Raw genomic sequence first — 16,410 nt, 5'->3', positions numbered from 1 at the left:
GCCACCAAATAAGACCACATTGAATTTCAATACTCTTTAGATACTTCATTCATTGTGTTGTATTAATCTACCATAGTGTTTGTATTGGTATTTATTTTGCTTATAACCAAAAAGTTAATTAACAATCACCTAAAAGATGCAAATAAACAGCCAAATTACTTAAACTAAACAATAGACGCTAGTTTCAAATTACAAACAAATCTCTACTAAGTATGTAAACCATTTCAATTTCACATAATTAAGGTAAGATAGCTTAGCGTTTTTTGCTTGTAATACTGCCTATCAACCCGTTATGTGAGATTAATATGCAAGCTATAGTTACACGCGCACTTTGCGACCATTGTCTAGATTTGCCGGTAGCTGTTCCAGGCACTCATCCCCATTCTTTCATGAAAAACGGGGAAAGCTACGTAGAACGACACAATGCAAAGTGGGAAGGCCCCTTTCATTGCTCCGTCTGCCAAACTATCTGGCTACATCGAAAAAACCAATGGGGAGGCTGTGAAGGATTCAGACTAAATCCATAGAGCACATATAACTATAAAGATTCGTTTGTTTGTTACAAGCTGAAGCAGGAACTCTTTTCTAAAAGCTCAAAAACACAGGCGAAAAAAAAAGCCCCTTTTCAGGGGCTTATTTTCAGCTACTTTCGTAGCTAAGTAAATCAAATTTGACTTACTGTGTATCCGGTTGGTGGGATGGCTGGGACTCGAACCCAGGACCAATAGATTAAAAGTCTACTGCTCTACCAACTGAGCTACCACCCCTTCGGGTTAATTGCTTCGCAGCAACCGCCGAAGAATTAAATTATGCCCCAGCTGTACCAGTGCGTCAAGCACTTTCTACAAATATTTCTTAAAAAATCGTATTTTTTTAAATATAGTGCTGAAACCACTATAAATACTGTTTATAAACACAGCAATCATCAACCAAACCCTCATCACATAGAAACAGTTGTAACAGGGCATAATGCTAACAAAACTCCTCAACACCACTAATACATTGCTGTAGTCATAAAAAACACCCCTAGGTGGATCATCCAACCTAGGGGTGTGTCTATCGTACCGCAGTACAGGCTTATAACACGCTCTTATCGTGCACGTGAGATACGTACCTCAGCACCGCGACGTTTTACCTCTAAGCCCTCGGCTGGCAGAATTTTCAGACCCTCTAAGCCTTTTATATAGCTAGAGCCTTGCATCTGCATCACACGAATCTTATTACGCATGACCTCAGGGCTATGCTCAGGCATGCCAAACATCCAAACCTCTTCTAGCAAGCGTGCAGAGTTGAACTCACTGGTGTTATTCACCTCAGGCCCTAAACACAACATATGGCCTTCGCGACCAAATATAGGCAACCTATCTAAGCCTGCTGTCACCGTCCATGTTGTACCGCCCTCGTAGCGCCAGCCAGTACTGAGATCCCACCATGCACTGCCTGCTGGTAAATACACTTCCATTTCTTCACCAGGCTGCAAAAATGGAGCCACCAACAATGCCGAACCCAACATATATTGAGTATCCCACTGCTGAGCAACTGGATCTTCTGGAAACTCTAGTGCCATAGAACGTTGAACAGGCAAACCACAACGTACAGACTCTTCGATAATGCCTAATATATAAGGCACTAATCTATAGCGCCAGCGCAGCCAGTGTTGCACTAGCTCTTGGGTTTTCTCATCAAAGGCCGATGGCAACAACGCAGGTATAGCTTGGAAACAGAAGTTGGCTGAGAACACGCCCATTGCCAACCAACGAATGTACAGCTCGGCTGTCATGTCAGTCGTAGGCGCAACGGCGTTACCTAATTTGTGCATTTGTGCCGTAACGCCGCTATTGCCCAATGCCAACGCAGAACGCAATGAACGCTCCATACCTTCCCAGTCATTGCTGACATCCGGCCCTAACTGCATGCTGTAACGCTGCACGCCGGGGAACAAGTTTGTGCTCCAAATCACACCCTCTTGTGGTGTTTTATGACCAGCAAAAGCATCAAACAATGCCTGACGTACCAAAATAGGGTAAACCGTGCGTAGCAACGCACCGCACTCACCACCACGTGCAGTAATGCTATCGGGAATGTTGTAGCTCACCGTACATATAGGAGCCCCCAAACCCTCATCATAGTTTTGACGTTGGCGCTCTACCCACATCTTAAATACATCTTTATGGGTGAGGTCTAACAAACCAAACGGTTTGCCGGCACTATTTTCATCGCCCTCAAATTGATAAGCCGCACCCGTGTCGTCATCGATCAATAACCAGCCACGATCTTCCCACTCTTCAAACAACGGTGTGTCTACTATCACGCCAGGGAAAGTATGCGCGGCCAACTGCACACCCGATTTTTCTATTTTTGCACTTAAATCTCGGCCATCTTGTACACGCTCTTCGTCCCAGACGAATAAGGGACGATCAGGCATAAATCCGTACAAGGCAGGCGCTGCGGCCATTACGCCATCCAAACCCACGCCTTTCTCGGCCAAGGAAGCCGACAAGCTGAGTGTGTCTTCAATAGATTGACCCGCTGCTTGTTGCAACCACACACCCATAGGCCATACACCGGGTTGCCCCGCACGGCCTGTCAGTGCTGTGTATTGATTCAGAATTTCAGTAGGTGCGCCCGCAAACAAGAACACGTCCAACAACGGAGCCGACGCTCGAACGCTGTAACGTGCTTCTTCCTCTACCGCCACGTTATGCTCAACGCGCTCTAGCGTGTTGACATACACACCCCAACCTCTAGTGCTCCACAACAAAGGCAGCACACGGTGCTCAGGTAAATCAGACACTAACTGCTGACCATCACGATTTAGGCTTTCTTGTGTATCACCCAAGCCGTACAACACATCAGTAGCCTGCAACGCAAAAGCCGCATTCCAACCTTGTTGCTCGTCGTTGTCGTCCTGCCATACACCAGATGACTGCATCAGCAACTCGTCGCCTTTATACAGCGCAAATGAAAATGGAGACTGATTCAACACCAGTGCGTATTCGCCCTGCTCTACGCGCCAGCCGCCCTCATGCTCTATAGACTCTTGGGAAAACTCACCTACGGCGTCTTCCCGCACTAATAGCATTTCAGCCTGCTGTTGCGCACGCAGACTGACTTTTTCAGGCTGTATATGTTTTAAGCTACCAAAACGTAGCCTGAATACGCCTGGGGAATGCGCTTCCACACGCAGGATTTGATCTGTCTGTTCAGCCTGAAAATCCGCTACAGACGGTTTAATGGCAAGGTTACTTTGAAGATTAAACAATTGCGTCACGTCAGCAAGGTGAGTGTTGGACGACACAGCACGATCCTCGGGCAAAGCCCAATAAGGGAATAAAGTGTCTATTTTGACGTATTTTTGCTACAAATCCAAATCTAAAAGCAAAAACACCTCAATCCCGTTCATAAAGTTTCTATTATCGCAGACCCAGCGCTCGGGATAAATCCCTCTCTAGCAATCGCGGCTCATTATTCCATGCTGCGGCTAAGTCCTCTGCCAAAATGGCGCTCCATGCGAAGCCGTTTGAGCCCAAAGCAGACAACACAGCCATCTTTTGATCACTACCGGCATACAGCGGTAAATGGTCTTTCAGCACAGACCTATAACCAGCCCAACCACCTTGTGGCGTAGCTGATGCCAACCACGACTGCCAGCGCTGTAGCGTTTCCTGTATTTCTTGATGCCCATTTGCTGTGACAGCGGCAGTTTCGCCATGTGCACCGTAGGTACTACCCGCCGTACACACGCCATCCACAGCAGGTAATAAGTAGCCTTCGCCCGCCAGAATCAACTCTGGCGTTTTCGCCATTTGCGCAGCGGAGAAATAACTTACCTGACCTGGCAACTGTTCCATTTCTGCTAGATAGCCATAGTTTTTTCCAGCTATCTCCTGCTCTGGCAGCAACGATGGCAATGCTCCCGCCACACATAACACCACAGCATCCGCCGAGATACGAGCATCAAGAGTGCTACCCGACCTATCTACTATGGCACACCAACCCGATTCTGACGACTCTATGCGCTGCACTTTCTCGGCGCGCACCGTAATCAGTGGGTGACTTAATAATCTTTCTATGAGTTTTTCAGGCTGCACCCGTGCCCCTCTAGGGAAGTACATTCCCCCGTGCGACACCGCATCACCCACTTTCTGAGACATAGCATGCGCATCTAAATACTGCACCCAAGACTCAGGAAAACCTAAGGCGTCTACCGTTTTACACGCCGCCTTATCGTCATCGTTATCCGTGGCTATACGCACCGTACCCAACGCCACACAATCTGACGCGCCATCCACCTGCCACTGTTGTTCAGCCACTAAGCAGCCCGCACGGCTTAATCGCATACGCGGCGCATCATCCACACTAATTAAGGGCGTCATCGCAATCGCCACATGCCCTTTATGTGACGCCCCCAGCCCCTCTTGTAATACGGGGTCTACCACTGTCACCCGTACCCCTCGACGCACCATGGCCGCTGCGGTTGCCGCTCCGGCAATGCCCGCCCCCACAACCACTACATGCTTAGGCACAACGCGTGGTTGCCGCCCCAGCTTTTCTCGCAGCACACCGCGCATCATTTCGCGCTTGTGTGCAAAGCCTGCTGTTTTTTCTACCAAAAAACCAGCATCTTGTAAGTCACGACGCACTTGGCCTGCACTGCACCAACTCGCCATTGTTGCCCCTTGAGCGGACAAACGCACTAACTGACCGAATAACCGACGCGACCACATTTGCGGATTTAACCGTGGTGCAAAGCCATCTAAAAAAAATGCATCCACCTGTGCATCCACCAGCTTGGCTTTCTGTTCTATATCGCCAAACACCAAGGTAAGCGTCAGATTACCTTCCTCAAAATACAACCTATGTATGCCTGGCAATACGTCTGGCCACTGCGCTAACAACTGCTGCACTAAAGGCTGCAATTCAGGACAAGTGTGCTCGTGCATGCGAGCCAAATCGTCACGATGAAAGGGGTGAGCTTCAAACGACAGAAAGTGCAATCGCTGACTACGGGCAGTGTCTTGCAGCCAGTTCAGCCACGTCACTAAGAAATTGTTGCCCAACCCAAAACCCGTTTCAGCAATACAGAAATGTGCTCGCCCTTGCCAACGTTCAGGCAAGCCGTTACCCGCCAAGAACACATGCTGCGTCTGCGCCAATGCTCCCGCCGTAGAATGGTACACATCACCATACTGCAAGCTCTGCGCTATACCGTTCTGAGTAAAGGAAGGTACTGCTGGCTGTAGTTTTTGAAATCCGCCCGTCATGTTAATACGTTTTAATACACAATAAATACATGAAACAAACATAGGTTAACGTCTAGCTATGCTCTCTTCTACACGCCTTCCCCTCAGCGACGCGCTGGCTACAGCGGTCAGTGCCGCTCATGCAGCAGCCAGTATTTTACAAGCTCACGCGGCACACCGTGACCGTTTAGTGATAGACACCAAAGCCAAAAACGATTTGGTCTCTCAAGCTGATAGAGATGCCGAAATGGCCGCCTTAGACATCTTACGCACACAAACGCCCGAGTTTGGCATTGTGGCCGAAGAAAGTGGTGGCGATAGCAAAGGGCTGGCCACATGGTATATAGACCCACTAGATGGCACCACCAATTTCCTACACGGCATTCCCCACTACGCCGTATCTATTGCGTTAGTTGCCCATGCGGGCAGCATCATCGCGGGTGATACCCCCATTACATGCGATACCCCTGTGGTCGCCGTGGTGTACGACCCTAATCGTGAAGAACTCTTCACCGCCATGTATGGTACCGGCGCTTGGCTCAATCAACAGCGTTTGCGTTGCACCGACACCAATACCTTAGACGATGCCTTATTAGCGACTGGTTTTCCATTTAGGGACTTTAGCTTTGCGGATCACTATCTACCCACACTCAATGCAGGGATACGCCGCACCCGTGGCATACGCCGCAATGGTGCCGCCGCACTGGATTTGGCATGGGTAGCCTGCGGACGTTTTGATGGGTATTGGGAAATGGGCTTAGCCCCGTGGGACGTCGCTGCAGGCACCTTAATCGTGCGAGAAGCAGGCGGTGTTTGCCAAGACATGTTCCAGCAGCACACATGGCCCAAGAGTGGTCATGTGGTTGCCAGCAACGCCCCACTACACAACGCTTTGCAAGAAATGATAGCACCGTGTTTAGGGTACACACCCACGCGTTAAGCAGGGCGAAATAGCACTAGGCATGCTACCCTATGGGGTTCACAGATTTACTCTTAAAAGGCTTTCTGTCATGAATCTGCTTGACCCCATTGTTGCCTGGCAAGACGACATCACAGCCATTAGGCGCGACTTGCACGCACATCCTGAACTTGCCTACGAAGAACACCGCACAGCAGATACTGTTGCGCACTGGCTGACAGAATGGGGAATAGAAGTACACAGAGGGCTGGCCGGCACAGGGGTAGTGGGTACCATCAAAGGAAACCTAGGCCCAGGCCCTAGTATTGGGCTACGCGCCGACATGGATGCCTTACCCGTACTGGAACAGAATGACTTTGCCCACGTCAGCCGCCACGCAGGCAAAATGCACGCATGTGGTCACGACGGCCACACTGCTATGCTGCTATCTGCAGCACGTTACTTAGCCTCGCACCGCGATTTTATCGGCACGGTATACGTGATCTTCCAGCCTGCCGAAGAAGGCTTTGCGGGTGCTCGCAAAATGATAGAAGAAGGTTTATTCACCCGTTTCCCTATGGATGCCGTGTTTGGTATGCATAACTGGCCCGGGTTGCCAGCAGGTGAGTTTGCTGTGCACAAAGGTGCCGTCATGGCATCCAGCAACACTTTCAGCATCCAAATTGACGGCAAAGGAGCGCACGGTGGTATGCCACATCTGGGGGTAGACCCCATTACCGCCGCCGCTCAATTGGTCATGAGCCTACAAACCATAGTAAGCCGCGTCATTGATCCGCTTGAACCAGCGGTACTCAGTGTGACACAAATCCATGCTGGCTCTGCCGATAACGTTATTCCTACGTCGGCAACGCTACGCGGCACCGTGCGTACACTAAGCAACGAAACCCTTGATCTGATAGAAACTCGCATGCGTGAAATTGTTGAGCAAAGCTGCGCGGCAATGGGCTGCCAAAGCATATTCGAGTTTGATAGACGCTATCCCCCCACCATCAACCATGACAAAGAAAGCGCAGTTTCCGTAGACGTCATACGTAAGATGGCAGGCGATAAAGCTTTGCACCAAGACCTGCCCCCTTCTATGGGAGCCGAAGACTTCGCATTTATGTTGCAAGCACTACCAGGCAGTTATATTTGGATAGGTAATGGTCAGGGCGACCATCGGTTGGCAGGTCATGGATTAGGGCCCTGCATGCTGCATAACGACAGCTACGACTTCAACGATGACATCCTTAGCGCAGGTGCCAGCTACTGGGTACGTTTAACCGAGCATTACCTTAAACCCTAACCCCCGTTAACAAATGTTTCACGGCAAGAAACTGCCCAGCCGTTACAATACAGGCTCTACGTATGCCAGAGAGAACCATCGTGCCCAAAGCCTCACTACCCTGTAGTTTGCCCCCTGATGACAAACACGCCATTTTGCGTGTAGTGCCCATGCCATCTGATGCCAACATGTACGGTGACGTCTTTGGCGGGTGGATTATGTCGCAGGTAGATATTGCTGGCTCTATTCTGGCTGCTCGACGCGCCAATGGTCGCGTAGCAACAGTGGCTGTCAACGCGTTCACGTTTACACAGCCTGTATTTGTGGGTGATTTACTCAGTTTCTATGTGGACATCATTAAAACTGGCCGCACCTCTATTACTGTTTCAGTAGAAGTGTATGCTGAACGTCAACGCCTGCAACATGAAGTGGTCAAGGTAACGGAAGCCACCCTCACCTATGTTGCCACTGACACGAACCGCCGCAGCCGCGAACTCCCCCCTCTAGACTGAGAAGGTATTGCCTATGACTGGATCTGTTCAAGAGCACACCAGTCCTGCCGTCCGCCGACTTGAACCGGAAGACGCGCAACTTGCTCTACAAAAACTACAATCCGTTTTAAAGCGCCAAGAAGTTGTAGAAACCTTGGCACAGCGTCAGCACGAAGGTTCTGACCGCGAAGACTTGCTCGCTAACCTGACACACCGCCGTCATGAGCAAGAAATCCGCAGCATCATCAATAACCTTCACCCTGCCGATATTGCGTTCATTCTGGAATCCTTACCAGAAAATGAGCGTCAGGTAGTGTGGCAACAGGTGAGCGACGAATACGACGCTGACGTGTTGCTGGAAATTGAAGACTGGGCCCGTGAATCGTTGATCAAGACCATGGAGCCAGCTGATCTGATTGCAGCTGCCGCCAACATGGATGCCGACGAGATTGCGGACTTGGCACCCGACCTGCCTCCGGAAGTGATTGCCGAGGTGCAAAAAGGCCTGACCGAATCTGAGCGTGCTCAGTTGCTAGAAGCCATGGGCTACCCCGAAGATAGTGTGGGTGCCATTATGGACTTCGACATGGTGCGCGTGCGTGAAGACGTGAGCCTAGAAGTGGTACTGCGCTACCTACGTCGTCTGCAAGAACTTCCCGATCACACTGACCAGATTTTCGTGGTAAACCGTGATGATCGTTTACTGGGAACACTGTCGCTAACCCGCATGCTGGTCTCCGACCCAGAAACACTGGTGTCAGACGTAATGGCTGCCGACTACCTGAGCCTGCATCCACTGGACTCTGACGCAGACGCCGCAAACGCATTTGAACGTTATGACTTGGTTTCTGCCCCTGTGGTAGACGACTATGGCCGCCTTATTGGTAGAGTGACCATTGACGAGGTGGTGGACGTTCTGCAAGAAGACTCTCAAGAACAAGAGTTGTCTCGTGCAGGTCTGCAAGAAGAAGATATTTTCGCTCCAGCGCTCAGCGCCTTGCGTAACCGTGCCCCATGGCTGTTGATCAACCTGTGTACGGCTGCCACTGCATCGTTCGTGGCCTCACGCTTTGAAGACACCGTTAGCCACATCGTTATATTGGCCTTCTTGATGTCTATTGTGGCGGGTATTGGTGGTAACTCCGGTAACCAGACCATGACCATGATTATTCGTGCCATGGCCACAGGCCGTATCACCGGCTCTAACATTTGGCCATTGGTCAAACGCGAGCTGATGGTGACCTTTATGGTGGGCGCATGCGGTAGTTTGGTCACCGCGGTATTTGCGTGGTTTATCTCGGGCTCTGTGGCGATTGCCGCCGTGATGATGGCCGCCATGATTGGCAACATGCTGATCGGCGCAGCCTTGGGGGTATTGATCCCTACCCTACGCAGCCGCTTTGGCAAAGACCCAGCAGTAGGTTCTTCTGTATTGCTGACATTTGGTACAGACTCGCTAGGTTTCTTCCTGTTCCTAGGGTTGGCTACGCTGTTCCTGCTGTAAGCGCTTAATCGCTCCTACAAACGCCTTTCAATAAAGGGTGCACCCTGCACCACTATTGGAAGGCGTTGTTCCCTCCAAGGCTGCCATTAAGCCTCTACGCTCACTCATGTCACTCCAAAGCAGCCCTCTCTCTTAGCTCTGGATGCATACATAAAAAAAGCCTGCCACATTCATGGCAGGCTTTTTCTTTTCACTACACCGGGATCAGCTTAGCTTACCGTGGCAGTGTTTGTACTTCTTACCGCTACCGCATGGGCAAGGGTCATTACGACCAACACGTTGCTCATCGCCTTCGGCTGGCGCTTCTTCATCTAAGTCCAACGCTTCGCCACGCAGTGCTGCATCGTAATCAGCATGGTGGTAACGTACTTGCTCAGCAGCAGGTTGCTCCACAGCTTCAGCAGGCGCTTGTTGCTCAGAAGGTTGAATGCGTACTGTCAGCAATACACGCACTACGTCATCACGGATACGATCCAGCATGGCAGCAAACATTTCAAACGCTTCACGCTTGTACTCTTGCTTAGGATCTTTCTGTGCATAACCACGCAGGTGGATACCTTGACGCAAATGATCCAAAGCTTGCAAATGACCACGCCATTGCGTGTCAATAGACTGCAATGTCACAGCACGCTCAAAGCTAGCCCAGTTTTGTGCGCCAACTTGGGTCACTTTGTCTTGCAACTGTTTAGCGGAGGCTTCCAGCACAACATCTAACAAGTCTTCCTCGGACAAGCTGGTGTCTTTTTCCACCATAGTAGCCAGATCAATCTTGATCTGCCATTCGCTTTCCAAGATAGCCTGTAGACCCGCCAGATCCCATTGCTCTTCCATGGAATGCTCAGGCACGTACTGATGGAACAAGTCCGTTACCGCCGCAATACGCAGGTTAGCAATAGCATCGCTTACGTCTTCGGACTCCAGAACGTCAGTACGCTGTGCATAAATAACTTTACGTTGGTCATTAGAGACGTCATCGTATTGCAACAACTGTTTACGAATGTCGAAGTTACGAGCTTCCACTTTACGCTGCGCTGATTCGATAGAACGCGACACCATACGTGCTTCAATAGGCTCGCCTTCAGGCAAACGCAGTCTGTCCATAATGGCGCGTACGCGGTCACCCGCAAAAATACGCATCAAGGAATCATCCAGCGACAGGTAGAAACGTGATGAGCCAGGGTCACCCTGACGACCAGCACGACCACGCAACTGGTTATCAATACGACGAGATTCGTGGCGCTCAGTACCGATAATACGCAAGCCACCAGCCGCTTTTACTTGCTCGTTTAGCGGTTTCCACTCGGCTTTCAGCGTAGCAATGCGTTGTGCTTTTTCGTCTTCGCTTAGGGAGTCATCTGCCTGAATCAGCATAGATTGGCGCTCTACGCTACCACCCAACACAATGTCAGTACCACGACCAGCCATATTGGTCGCAATCGTAATGCGTCCAGGTTTACCCGCCTCGGCCACGATTTCCGCTTCGCGTGCGTGCTGTTTAGCATTCAGCACTTCATGCGGCATCTTGGCCGCTGTCAACATATTGGCTAGCAACTCAGAGTTCTCGATGCTGGTAGTACCCACCAACACAGGTTGTCCGCGTTCATGACAATCTTTGATGTCATTTAAGATAGCTGCGTATTTTTCTTTATCAGTTTTATAAACCTGATCATTCTGGTCCACTCGAATCATCGGGCGGTTAGTAGGAATGATCACGGTTTCTAAACCGTAAATTTCTTGGAACTCGTACGCTTCGGTATCGGCCGTACCCGTCATACCGCCCAGCTTGTCGTACATACGGAAGTAGTTCTGGAACGTAATAGACGCCAGCGTCTGGTTCTCGTTCTGAATACGCACGCCTTCTTTGGCTTCTACAGACTGATGCAAACCGTCAGACCAACGACGGCCCACCATCAAGCGGCCAGTGAACTCATCCACAATCACCACTTCATCGTTCTGCACCACGTACTGCTGATCGCGGAAGAACAAATTATGTGCACGCAGTGCGCCCACCAACGTGTGCATCAAGGAGATATGGCGTGGGTCGTACAACGACTCACCTTCAGGCAACAAGCCAATCTCAACCAGAATTTGCTCAGCACGTTCGTGGCCAGCTTCAGAAATGTGTACTTGCTGGGCTTTTTCATCTACCCAGAAATCACCCTCTGGCTCAGGCTCATGCGGTTTGGGTTCTTCTTTCATGCGTGTCAGCATGGAAGGCACCACATTCATCGCCTTGTACAGCTCGGTATTGTCATCTGCCTGACCAGAAATGATCAGCGGTGTACGCGCCTCGTCAATCAAGATGGAATCCACCTCGTCGACAATCGCATAGCTCAGACTACGTTGACGGCGATCTTCTGCGCGGTATTCCATATTGTCGCGCAAGTAATCAAAGCCGTACTCGTTGTTGGTACCGTACGTAATGTCAGCTTGATAGGCTGCTTTTTTCTCTTCGTTGTCTTGCTGAGGTACTACCACCCCGACGGACAAACCCAAGAAGTTGTACAAGCGGCTCATTTGCTCCGCGTCGCGTCGTGCCAAGTAATCGTTCACCGTCACCACGTGTACGCCTTTAGCTGGCAGCGCATTCAGGTACACAGCCAACGTGGCCATCAGTGTTTTACCTTCACCGGTACGCATCTCGGCAATTTTGCCGTAGTGCAGAGCAATCGCGCCCAGCAGCTGCACATCAAAGTGGCGCATGCCGAATACACGTTTACTGGCCTCACGGACTACTGCAAAAGCTTCTGGTAATAGCCCATCCAGAGATTTGCCATCGGCCAGTCGCTGCCTGAACTCGGCAGTTTTGCCTTTCAGCGCATCATCGCTGAGGGCGGCGTACTCAGGCTCTAACGCATTAATTTGCGTTACCTGTTTACGGTATTGTCGTAGCAACCTGTCGTTGCGGCTGCCAATAAGCTTTTTGAGCAATGAAACCATTCTTGTATCGTGTCACACGGGCAGCACCTGATGATGCTCCCGCATCCCTTAATCTGAGCGTTAAAAGAAAAGCAGCAGGAAATTGATAGAGTTTAACGCACCTGAGGCCTAATCGCTTGCCTCTTGTTCGCTATTCTTTGCAAACAATGTGTTGCTTTCATCCACTTTAGGCAAAAACGAGGCTGGATCTATAGGGACACCCTGCCGCAAAACCTCGAAGTGCAGATGAGCCCCGGTCACCTGTCCTGTATTACCAACGCGCGCAATCAGTTGGCCTTTTTCTACCACATCCCCAAGCTTAGCAATCAGCGAAGACGTATGCGCATAGCGCGTTACCAAGCCATTACCATGATCAATCTCTACCGTTTTTCCGTAGCCTGGCTTGTAGCGTGACTCAATCACAATCCCACCAGAAGCGGCCACAATAGGTGTACCGATGGGTGCGGCAAAGTCCATGCCTTCGTGTAATTTCTGGCGTCCAGAAATAGGATGGATGCGCCAACCAAATGGTGAGCTCATGTAACTGACATCCACCGGGTGCACAGTAGGCACCAATGCCTCGGTGCCCGCTTGGCTCACCATCAGCATATCTAGCATTTGCAACCAATCTTGCTGATCGTTCATTTGCGCCATCAAACCGTCTAACTCGCGCCCCAATCCTTCTGCGCTCCAGTCATCCGGTACACTGAGTGTAACCTCTGGCTCATTGTCGCCGTTCATGACCTCGGTTAACTCAGACACATCAGCGTTCACACCTGCCTTTTCTGCAAGCCTACGCGTCAACGTATCCATCTGTGCCAGGCGCGCCTGTAGCGCTCCCACTCGCTCGGCCATTTGCTTCATGCTTTCTCGCACATAGGCTGAGTCTCTGGATACCTGAGCACTTAAGGCTTGCTCTTGCTCTGGGCTCAATGCAGGTTTGGCGCTGATCTTATATTGTATCCAGGCCCCAATGCCTGCCGAGAGCGCTATCCCAAGCACTACAATCAACGTTATCATCAAGCTACGATGTCGGCTGTGTTGTGTTTGGGGTCGATTCGGCTTTGTCACTGCTTTTCCTTTCTTACTTCTGTTATGGCATCTACTTTTACGCCACGCCGCACCGCACGTTCGTCCAAGGCCTCTGAATTGGCTTTGGATTGGTTACGCCATGATCGAAACAGTTCTTCGGTGCTCGCTACCGCCAATCAGTTCTTGGCTATTGAAGAGCTACTGCATCAGAAAGTACGTTTTGCGGCGGATACGCATTGCAAAGTTGCCCATATAGAAGGACAACGAATTACCTTAGCAGTTCCCTCACCCGCCTATGCCGCCAGACTACGTCAATGCGCCACATCCATACTTCAATGCTTACACGAAGTGGGTTGGAAGCTTACAGATGTACAAGTAATGGTGCAGGCAAGCCTAAGTACTAACGATCACCTTCCCAAGCCTGCTCGCAATGTACAGCCCTTGGATGCCAATGCCTTGGATGCTTTCCAAGACTTGCACCAGTCGCTAGAGCCAGGGCCTTTAGCTACAGCTGTTGCTAAGCTTATTAAGAATCATGGCCCGACGTAAACCGTCTGGGCCATGATAATGATCTTCTTATAATGCTACTGCAGTGACCTCGTCACACCAGTTTCCACTCATGACTAAATGCTGCCGCTACGGGTTCAGCCTTGTCATAAGTGACCAGTTCCCAACTTTCTTGGTCAGCCAGTAAAGCACGAGCGAGCTGGTTATTTAAACCATGCCCTGATTTGTTCGCAACGTATCTCGCCACCAAGGGATGACCGATCAAATACAAGTCACCGATAGCGTCCAAGATTTTGTGTTTCACGAACTCGTCTTCGTAACGCAAGCCATCAGAGTTCAATACACGGAACTCATCCAGCACGATCGCGTTATCTAAGCTACCACCACGCGCTAAACCGGCAGCACGCATTGCTTCCACTTCGCTCGCAAAACCAAAGGTACGCGCACGGGCGATGGTTTTTACGTAGGAATCTTTAGCAAAATCCACTTCAGCAAAGTTTGCTGTTGCGTTAATCGCGGGGTGATGAAAATCGATAGAAAAACGTAGCGCGAAACCATCATACGGCTCTAGCCGCGCCCATTTTTTGTCTTTACCTTCGCCTTCAGAAACCTCTACAGGCTTTAACACACGCAAGAATCTCTTGGGTGCATCTTGCTCTTCCAGCCCAGCAGAACGTAACAAGTACACAAAAGTCCCCGCACTGCCATCCATGATGGGTACTTCTTCAGCGGTGAGGTCTATGTGCAAGTTATCAATGCCCAAACCCGCCAATGCCGACATCAAATGCTCAACCGTAGACACCTGCAGCGAACCTTGCTGCAACACGGATGCCATACGTGTACCACCCACCTGATCTGCACGCGCAGGGAAATCTACCACCTCGGGTAAATCGATGCGGTGAAACACAATGCCGGTGTTTGGAGCTGCCGGGCGCATTGTGATCTCTACGCGACGTCCGGAGTGCAATCCCACCCCTTTAGTGCGAACAGTTTTGGCTATGGTGCGTTGACGTAACATGGTCAATGTTCTTGCTTAGTAAATTTTTTTATAACTAGCCATTGTACCGGTAATGGCCTTGCCACACATGCTTTATTAGTGTGAAGAAATGACAGTAAGTTCCTCTTCATCATACGCTTGCAGCGCATCACCCCGTGGTGATGCGCTGCCGTGCGAGAGTCTACACATGAATCGGGGGATATGTGTTTACTCTATCACTTAGTCTGCTTGTTTGCGCAGGAAAGCAGGAATATCAAAATGATCCATTCCGGCTGTTTCCAATGCACGTACTTGCGCAGACGCTTGGCTACGTGGATTGCGAATAACGGCAGGCACTTCTGCTTGAGCGTAGTCAAAACCACTTACTGGCTCGTTATCAGTACCTGTACGCAATACTTGTTCGTTGTTCTGCACCAACTGTGGTTTAGCTTGGACACGGCCCAAACCCGTTGCCACAACAGTTACACGCAGAGCATCGCCCATGGAGTCATCGTAAGCTGTACCGAAGATTACGGTTGCATCTTCAGCGGCAAAGCCACGAATAGTGTCCATAATTTCGCGAGTTTCGCGCAATTTCAGGTTGCGACCCGAAGTGATGTTTACCAACATACCGCGAGCACCGTGCAGATCCACACCTTCCAACAATGGGCAGGCAATCGCACGCTCAGCCGCTTCACGAGCACGGTTTTCGCCTGTGGCAACAGCCGTACCCATCATGGCTTGGCCTTGCTCACCCATAATGGTTTTCACGTCTTCAAAGTCGACGTTCACATTACCTTCTACATTGATGATTTCGGCAATACCGGCACACGCGTTGTGCAACACGTCATCGGCAGCCTTGAAGCAATCTTCCTGCGTTGCTTCGTCATCCATCAAATCGTACAGTTTTTCGTTCAAAACAACGATTAAGGAGTGTACGTGTTTGGAGAGTTCGCTAATGCCTTCCTCTGCCATACGCATGCGACGAGCACCTTCAAATTCGAAAGGCTTAGTCACCACACCTACCGTCAAAATACCCAGCTCTTTAGCTACTTCAGCTACAACTGGACCCGCACCTGTACCAGTACCACCACCCATACCTGCAGTGATGAACACCATGTGCGCACCGTTCAATGCAGCACGGATTTGCTCGCGTGCCATTTCTGCAGCGGTACGACCTTGTTCAGGTTTAGCACCAGCTCCCAGACCAGAGTTACCCAGACTGATTTGTACAGAAGCTTCGCTACTACCCAATGCTTGGGCATCTGTATTAGCGCACACGAACTCAACACCTTGTACGCCAGAACGGATCATATGATTGATGGCATTACCACCAGCGCCACCTACCCCAATTACTTTAATGACAGTCGCATTGCTGTCAGTATCCAACATTTCAAAGTTCATCATTTCCGACTCCCTCACTTTAAGTATCTGGCAAGTTAACTTGCCCCCCGATGCTGCATATTTAAGAATTGCTTCAATATCGTTGCCAGCGCATGGCTCGCAAGGCTATTGAAACGCCTCCTTCCATCTGGCCACTCGCCTAGGCGAATAG

At 50.3% G+C, this 16,410-nt stretch carries 11 protein-coding genes and 1 tRNA gene; 5 read left to right on the top strand and 7 right to left on the bottom strand.

What is annotated here, in order from left to right:
- Positions 1 to 691 precede the first annotated feature (691 nt).
- From GY634_RS13605 to mnmC2, 3 genes are all read right to left on the bottom strand, one after another.
- Positions 692 to 767: transfer RNA gene (locus GY634_RS13605), tRNA-Lys, on the bottom strand.
- 323 nt (positions 768 to 1,090) lie between these two features.
- The gene (locus tag GY634_RS13600; protein WP_242683717.1) at positions 1,091 to 3,298 is read right to left on the bottom strand and encodes a glycoside hydrolase family 31 protein; all 2,208 of its coding nucleotides are present in this window, start codon (positions 3,296 to 3,298) and stop codon (positions 1,091 to 1,093) included.
- Positions 3,299 to 3,413: 115 nt separating this feature from the next.
- The gene (mnmC2, locus tag GY634_RS13595; protein WP_166409280.1) at positions 3,414 to 5,264 is read right to left on the bottom strand and encodes a tRNA (5-methylaminomethyl-2-thiouridine)(34)-methyltransferase MnmC2; all 1,851 of its coding nucleotides are present in this window, start codon (positions 5,262 to 5,264) and stop codon (positions 3,414 to 3,416) included.
- 58 nt (positions 5,265 to 5,322) lie between these two features.
- Between mnmC2 and GY634_RS13590 the strand changes: the two genes are divergently transcribed.
- The 4 genes from GY634_RS13590 (at position 5,323) to mgtE (ending at position 9,421) form a co-directional block, all read left to right on the top strand.
- Complete coding sequence (locus GY634_RS13590) at positions 5,323 to 6,183, top strand: inositol monophosphatase family protein (protein WP_166409279.1); 861 nt, start codon at positions 5,323 to 5,325, stop codon at positions 6,181 to 6,183.
- Positions 6,184 to 6,253: 70 nt separating this feature from the next.
- Positions 6,254 to 7,447 carry a M20 aminoacylase family protein gene (locus GY634_RS13585; protein WP_166409278.1) on the top strand — a complete coding sequence of 398 codons (1,194 nt, stop codon included), beginning with the start codon at positions 6,254 to 6,256 and terminating at the stop codon, positions 7,445 to 7,447.
- Positions 7,448 to 7,596: 149 nt separating this feature from the next.
- A complete protein-coding gene (locus GY634_RS13580; protein ID WP_242683718.1) occupies positions 7,597 to 7,938 on the top strand; it encodes an acyl-CoA thioesterase in 342 nt (113 codons plus the stop codon).
- 13 nt (positions 7,939 to 7,951) lie between these two features.
- Positions 7,952 to 9,421, top strand: coding sequence for a magnesium transporter (gene mgtE, locus GY634_RS13575; RefSeq protein WP_166409276.1), 1,470 nt, complete (start codon positions 7,952 to 7,954; stop codon positions 9,419 to 9,421).
- Between the two features lie 204 nt (positions 9,422 to 9,625).
- Here the strand turns inward: mgtE and secA are convergent, their stop codons facing one another.
- Complete coding sequence (gene secA / locus GY634_RS13570; protein ID WP_166409275.1) at positions 9,626 to 12,361, bottom strand: preprotein translocase subunit SecA; 2,736 nt, start codon at positions 12,359 to 12,361, stop codon at positions 9,626 to 9,628.
- 108 nt (positions 12,362 to 12,469) lie between these two features.
- Positions 12,470 to 13,360 (bottom strand): M23 family metallopeptidase, encoded by an 891-nt coding sequence (locus GY634_RS13565; RefSeq protein WP_166409274.1) that lies wholly within the window; start codon positions 13,358 to 13,360, stop codon positions 12,470 to 12,472.
- Positions 13,361 to 13,435: 75 nt separating this feature from the next.
- On the opposite strand from GY634_RS13565, the gene GY634_RS13560 reads away from it, so the two are divergent.
- Positions 13,436 to 13,921 carry a DUF721 domain-containing protein gene (locus GY634_RS13560; protein WP_166409273.1) on the top strand — a complete coding sequence of 162 codons (486 nt, stop codon included), beginning with the start codon at positions 13,436 to 13,438 and terminating at the stop codon, positions 13,919 to 13,921.
- Between the two features lie 52 nt (positions 13,922 to 13,973).
- Here GY634_RS13560 and lpxC read toward each other — a convergent pair whose 3' ends face one another.
- On the bottom strand, positions 13,974 to 14,897 hold the full coding sequence (gene lpxC / locus GY634_RS13555; protein ID WP_166409272.1) for a UDP-3-O-acyl-N-acetylglucosamine deacetylase: 924 nt from the start codon (positions 14,895 to 14,897) through the stop codon (positions 13,974 to 13,976).
- Positions 14,898 to 15,095: 198 nt separating this feature from the next.
- The gene (gene ftsZ / locus GY634_RS13550) at positions 15,096 to 16,262 is read right to left on the bottom strand and encodes a cell division protein FtsZ (protein ID WP_166409271.1); all 1,167 of its coding nucleotides are present in this window, start codon (positions 16,260 to 16,262) and stop codon (positions 15,096 to 15,098) included.
- Between the last annotated feature and the right edge of the window lie 148 nt (positions 16,263 to 16,410).

This window comes from Paenalcaligenes suwonensis (assembly GCF_011290505.1).
GTDB lineage: Bacteria > Pseudomonadota > Gammaproteobacteria > Burkholderiales > Burkholderiaceae_B > Paenalcaligenes > Paenalcaligenes suwonensis.
Note: the sequence above shows the minus strand (reverse complement) of the source record. Positions and strands in the feature narration are given on the sequence as shown.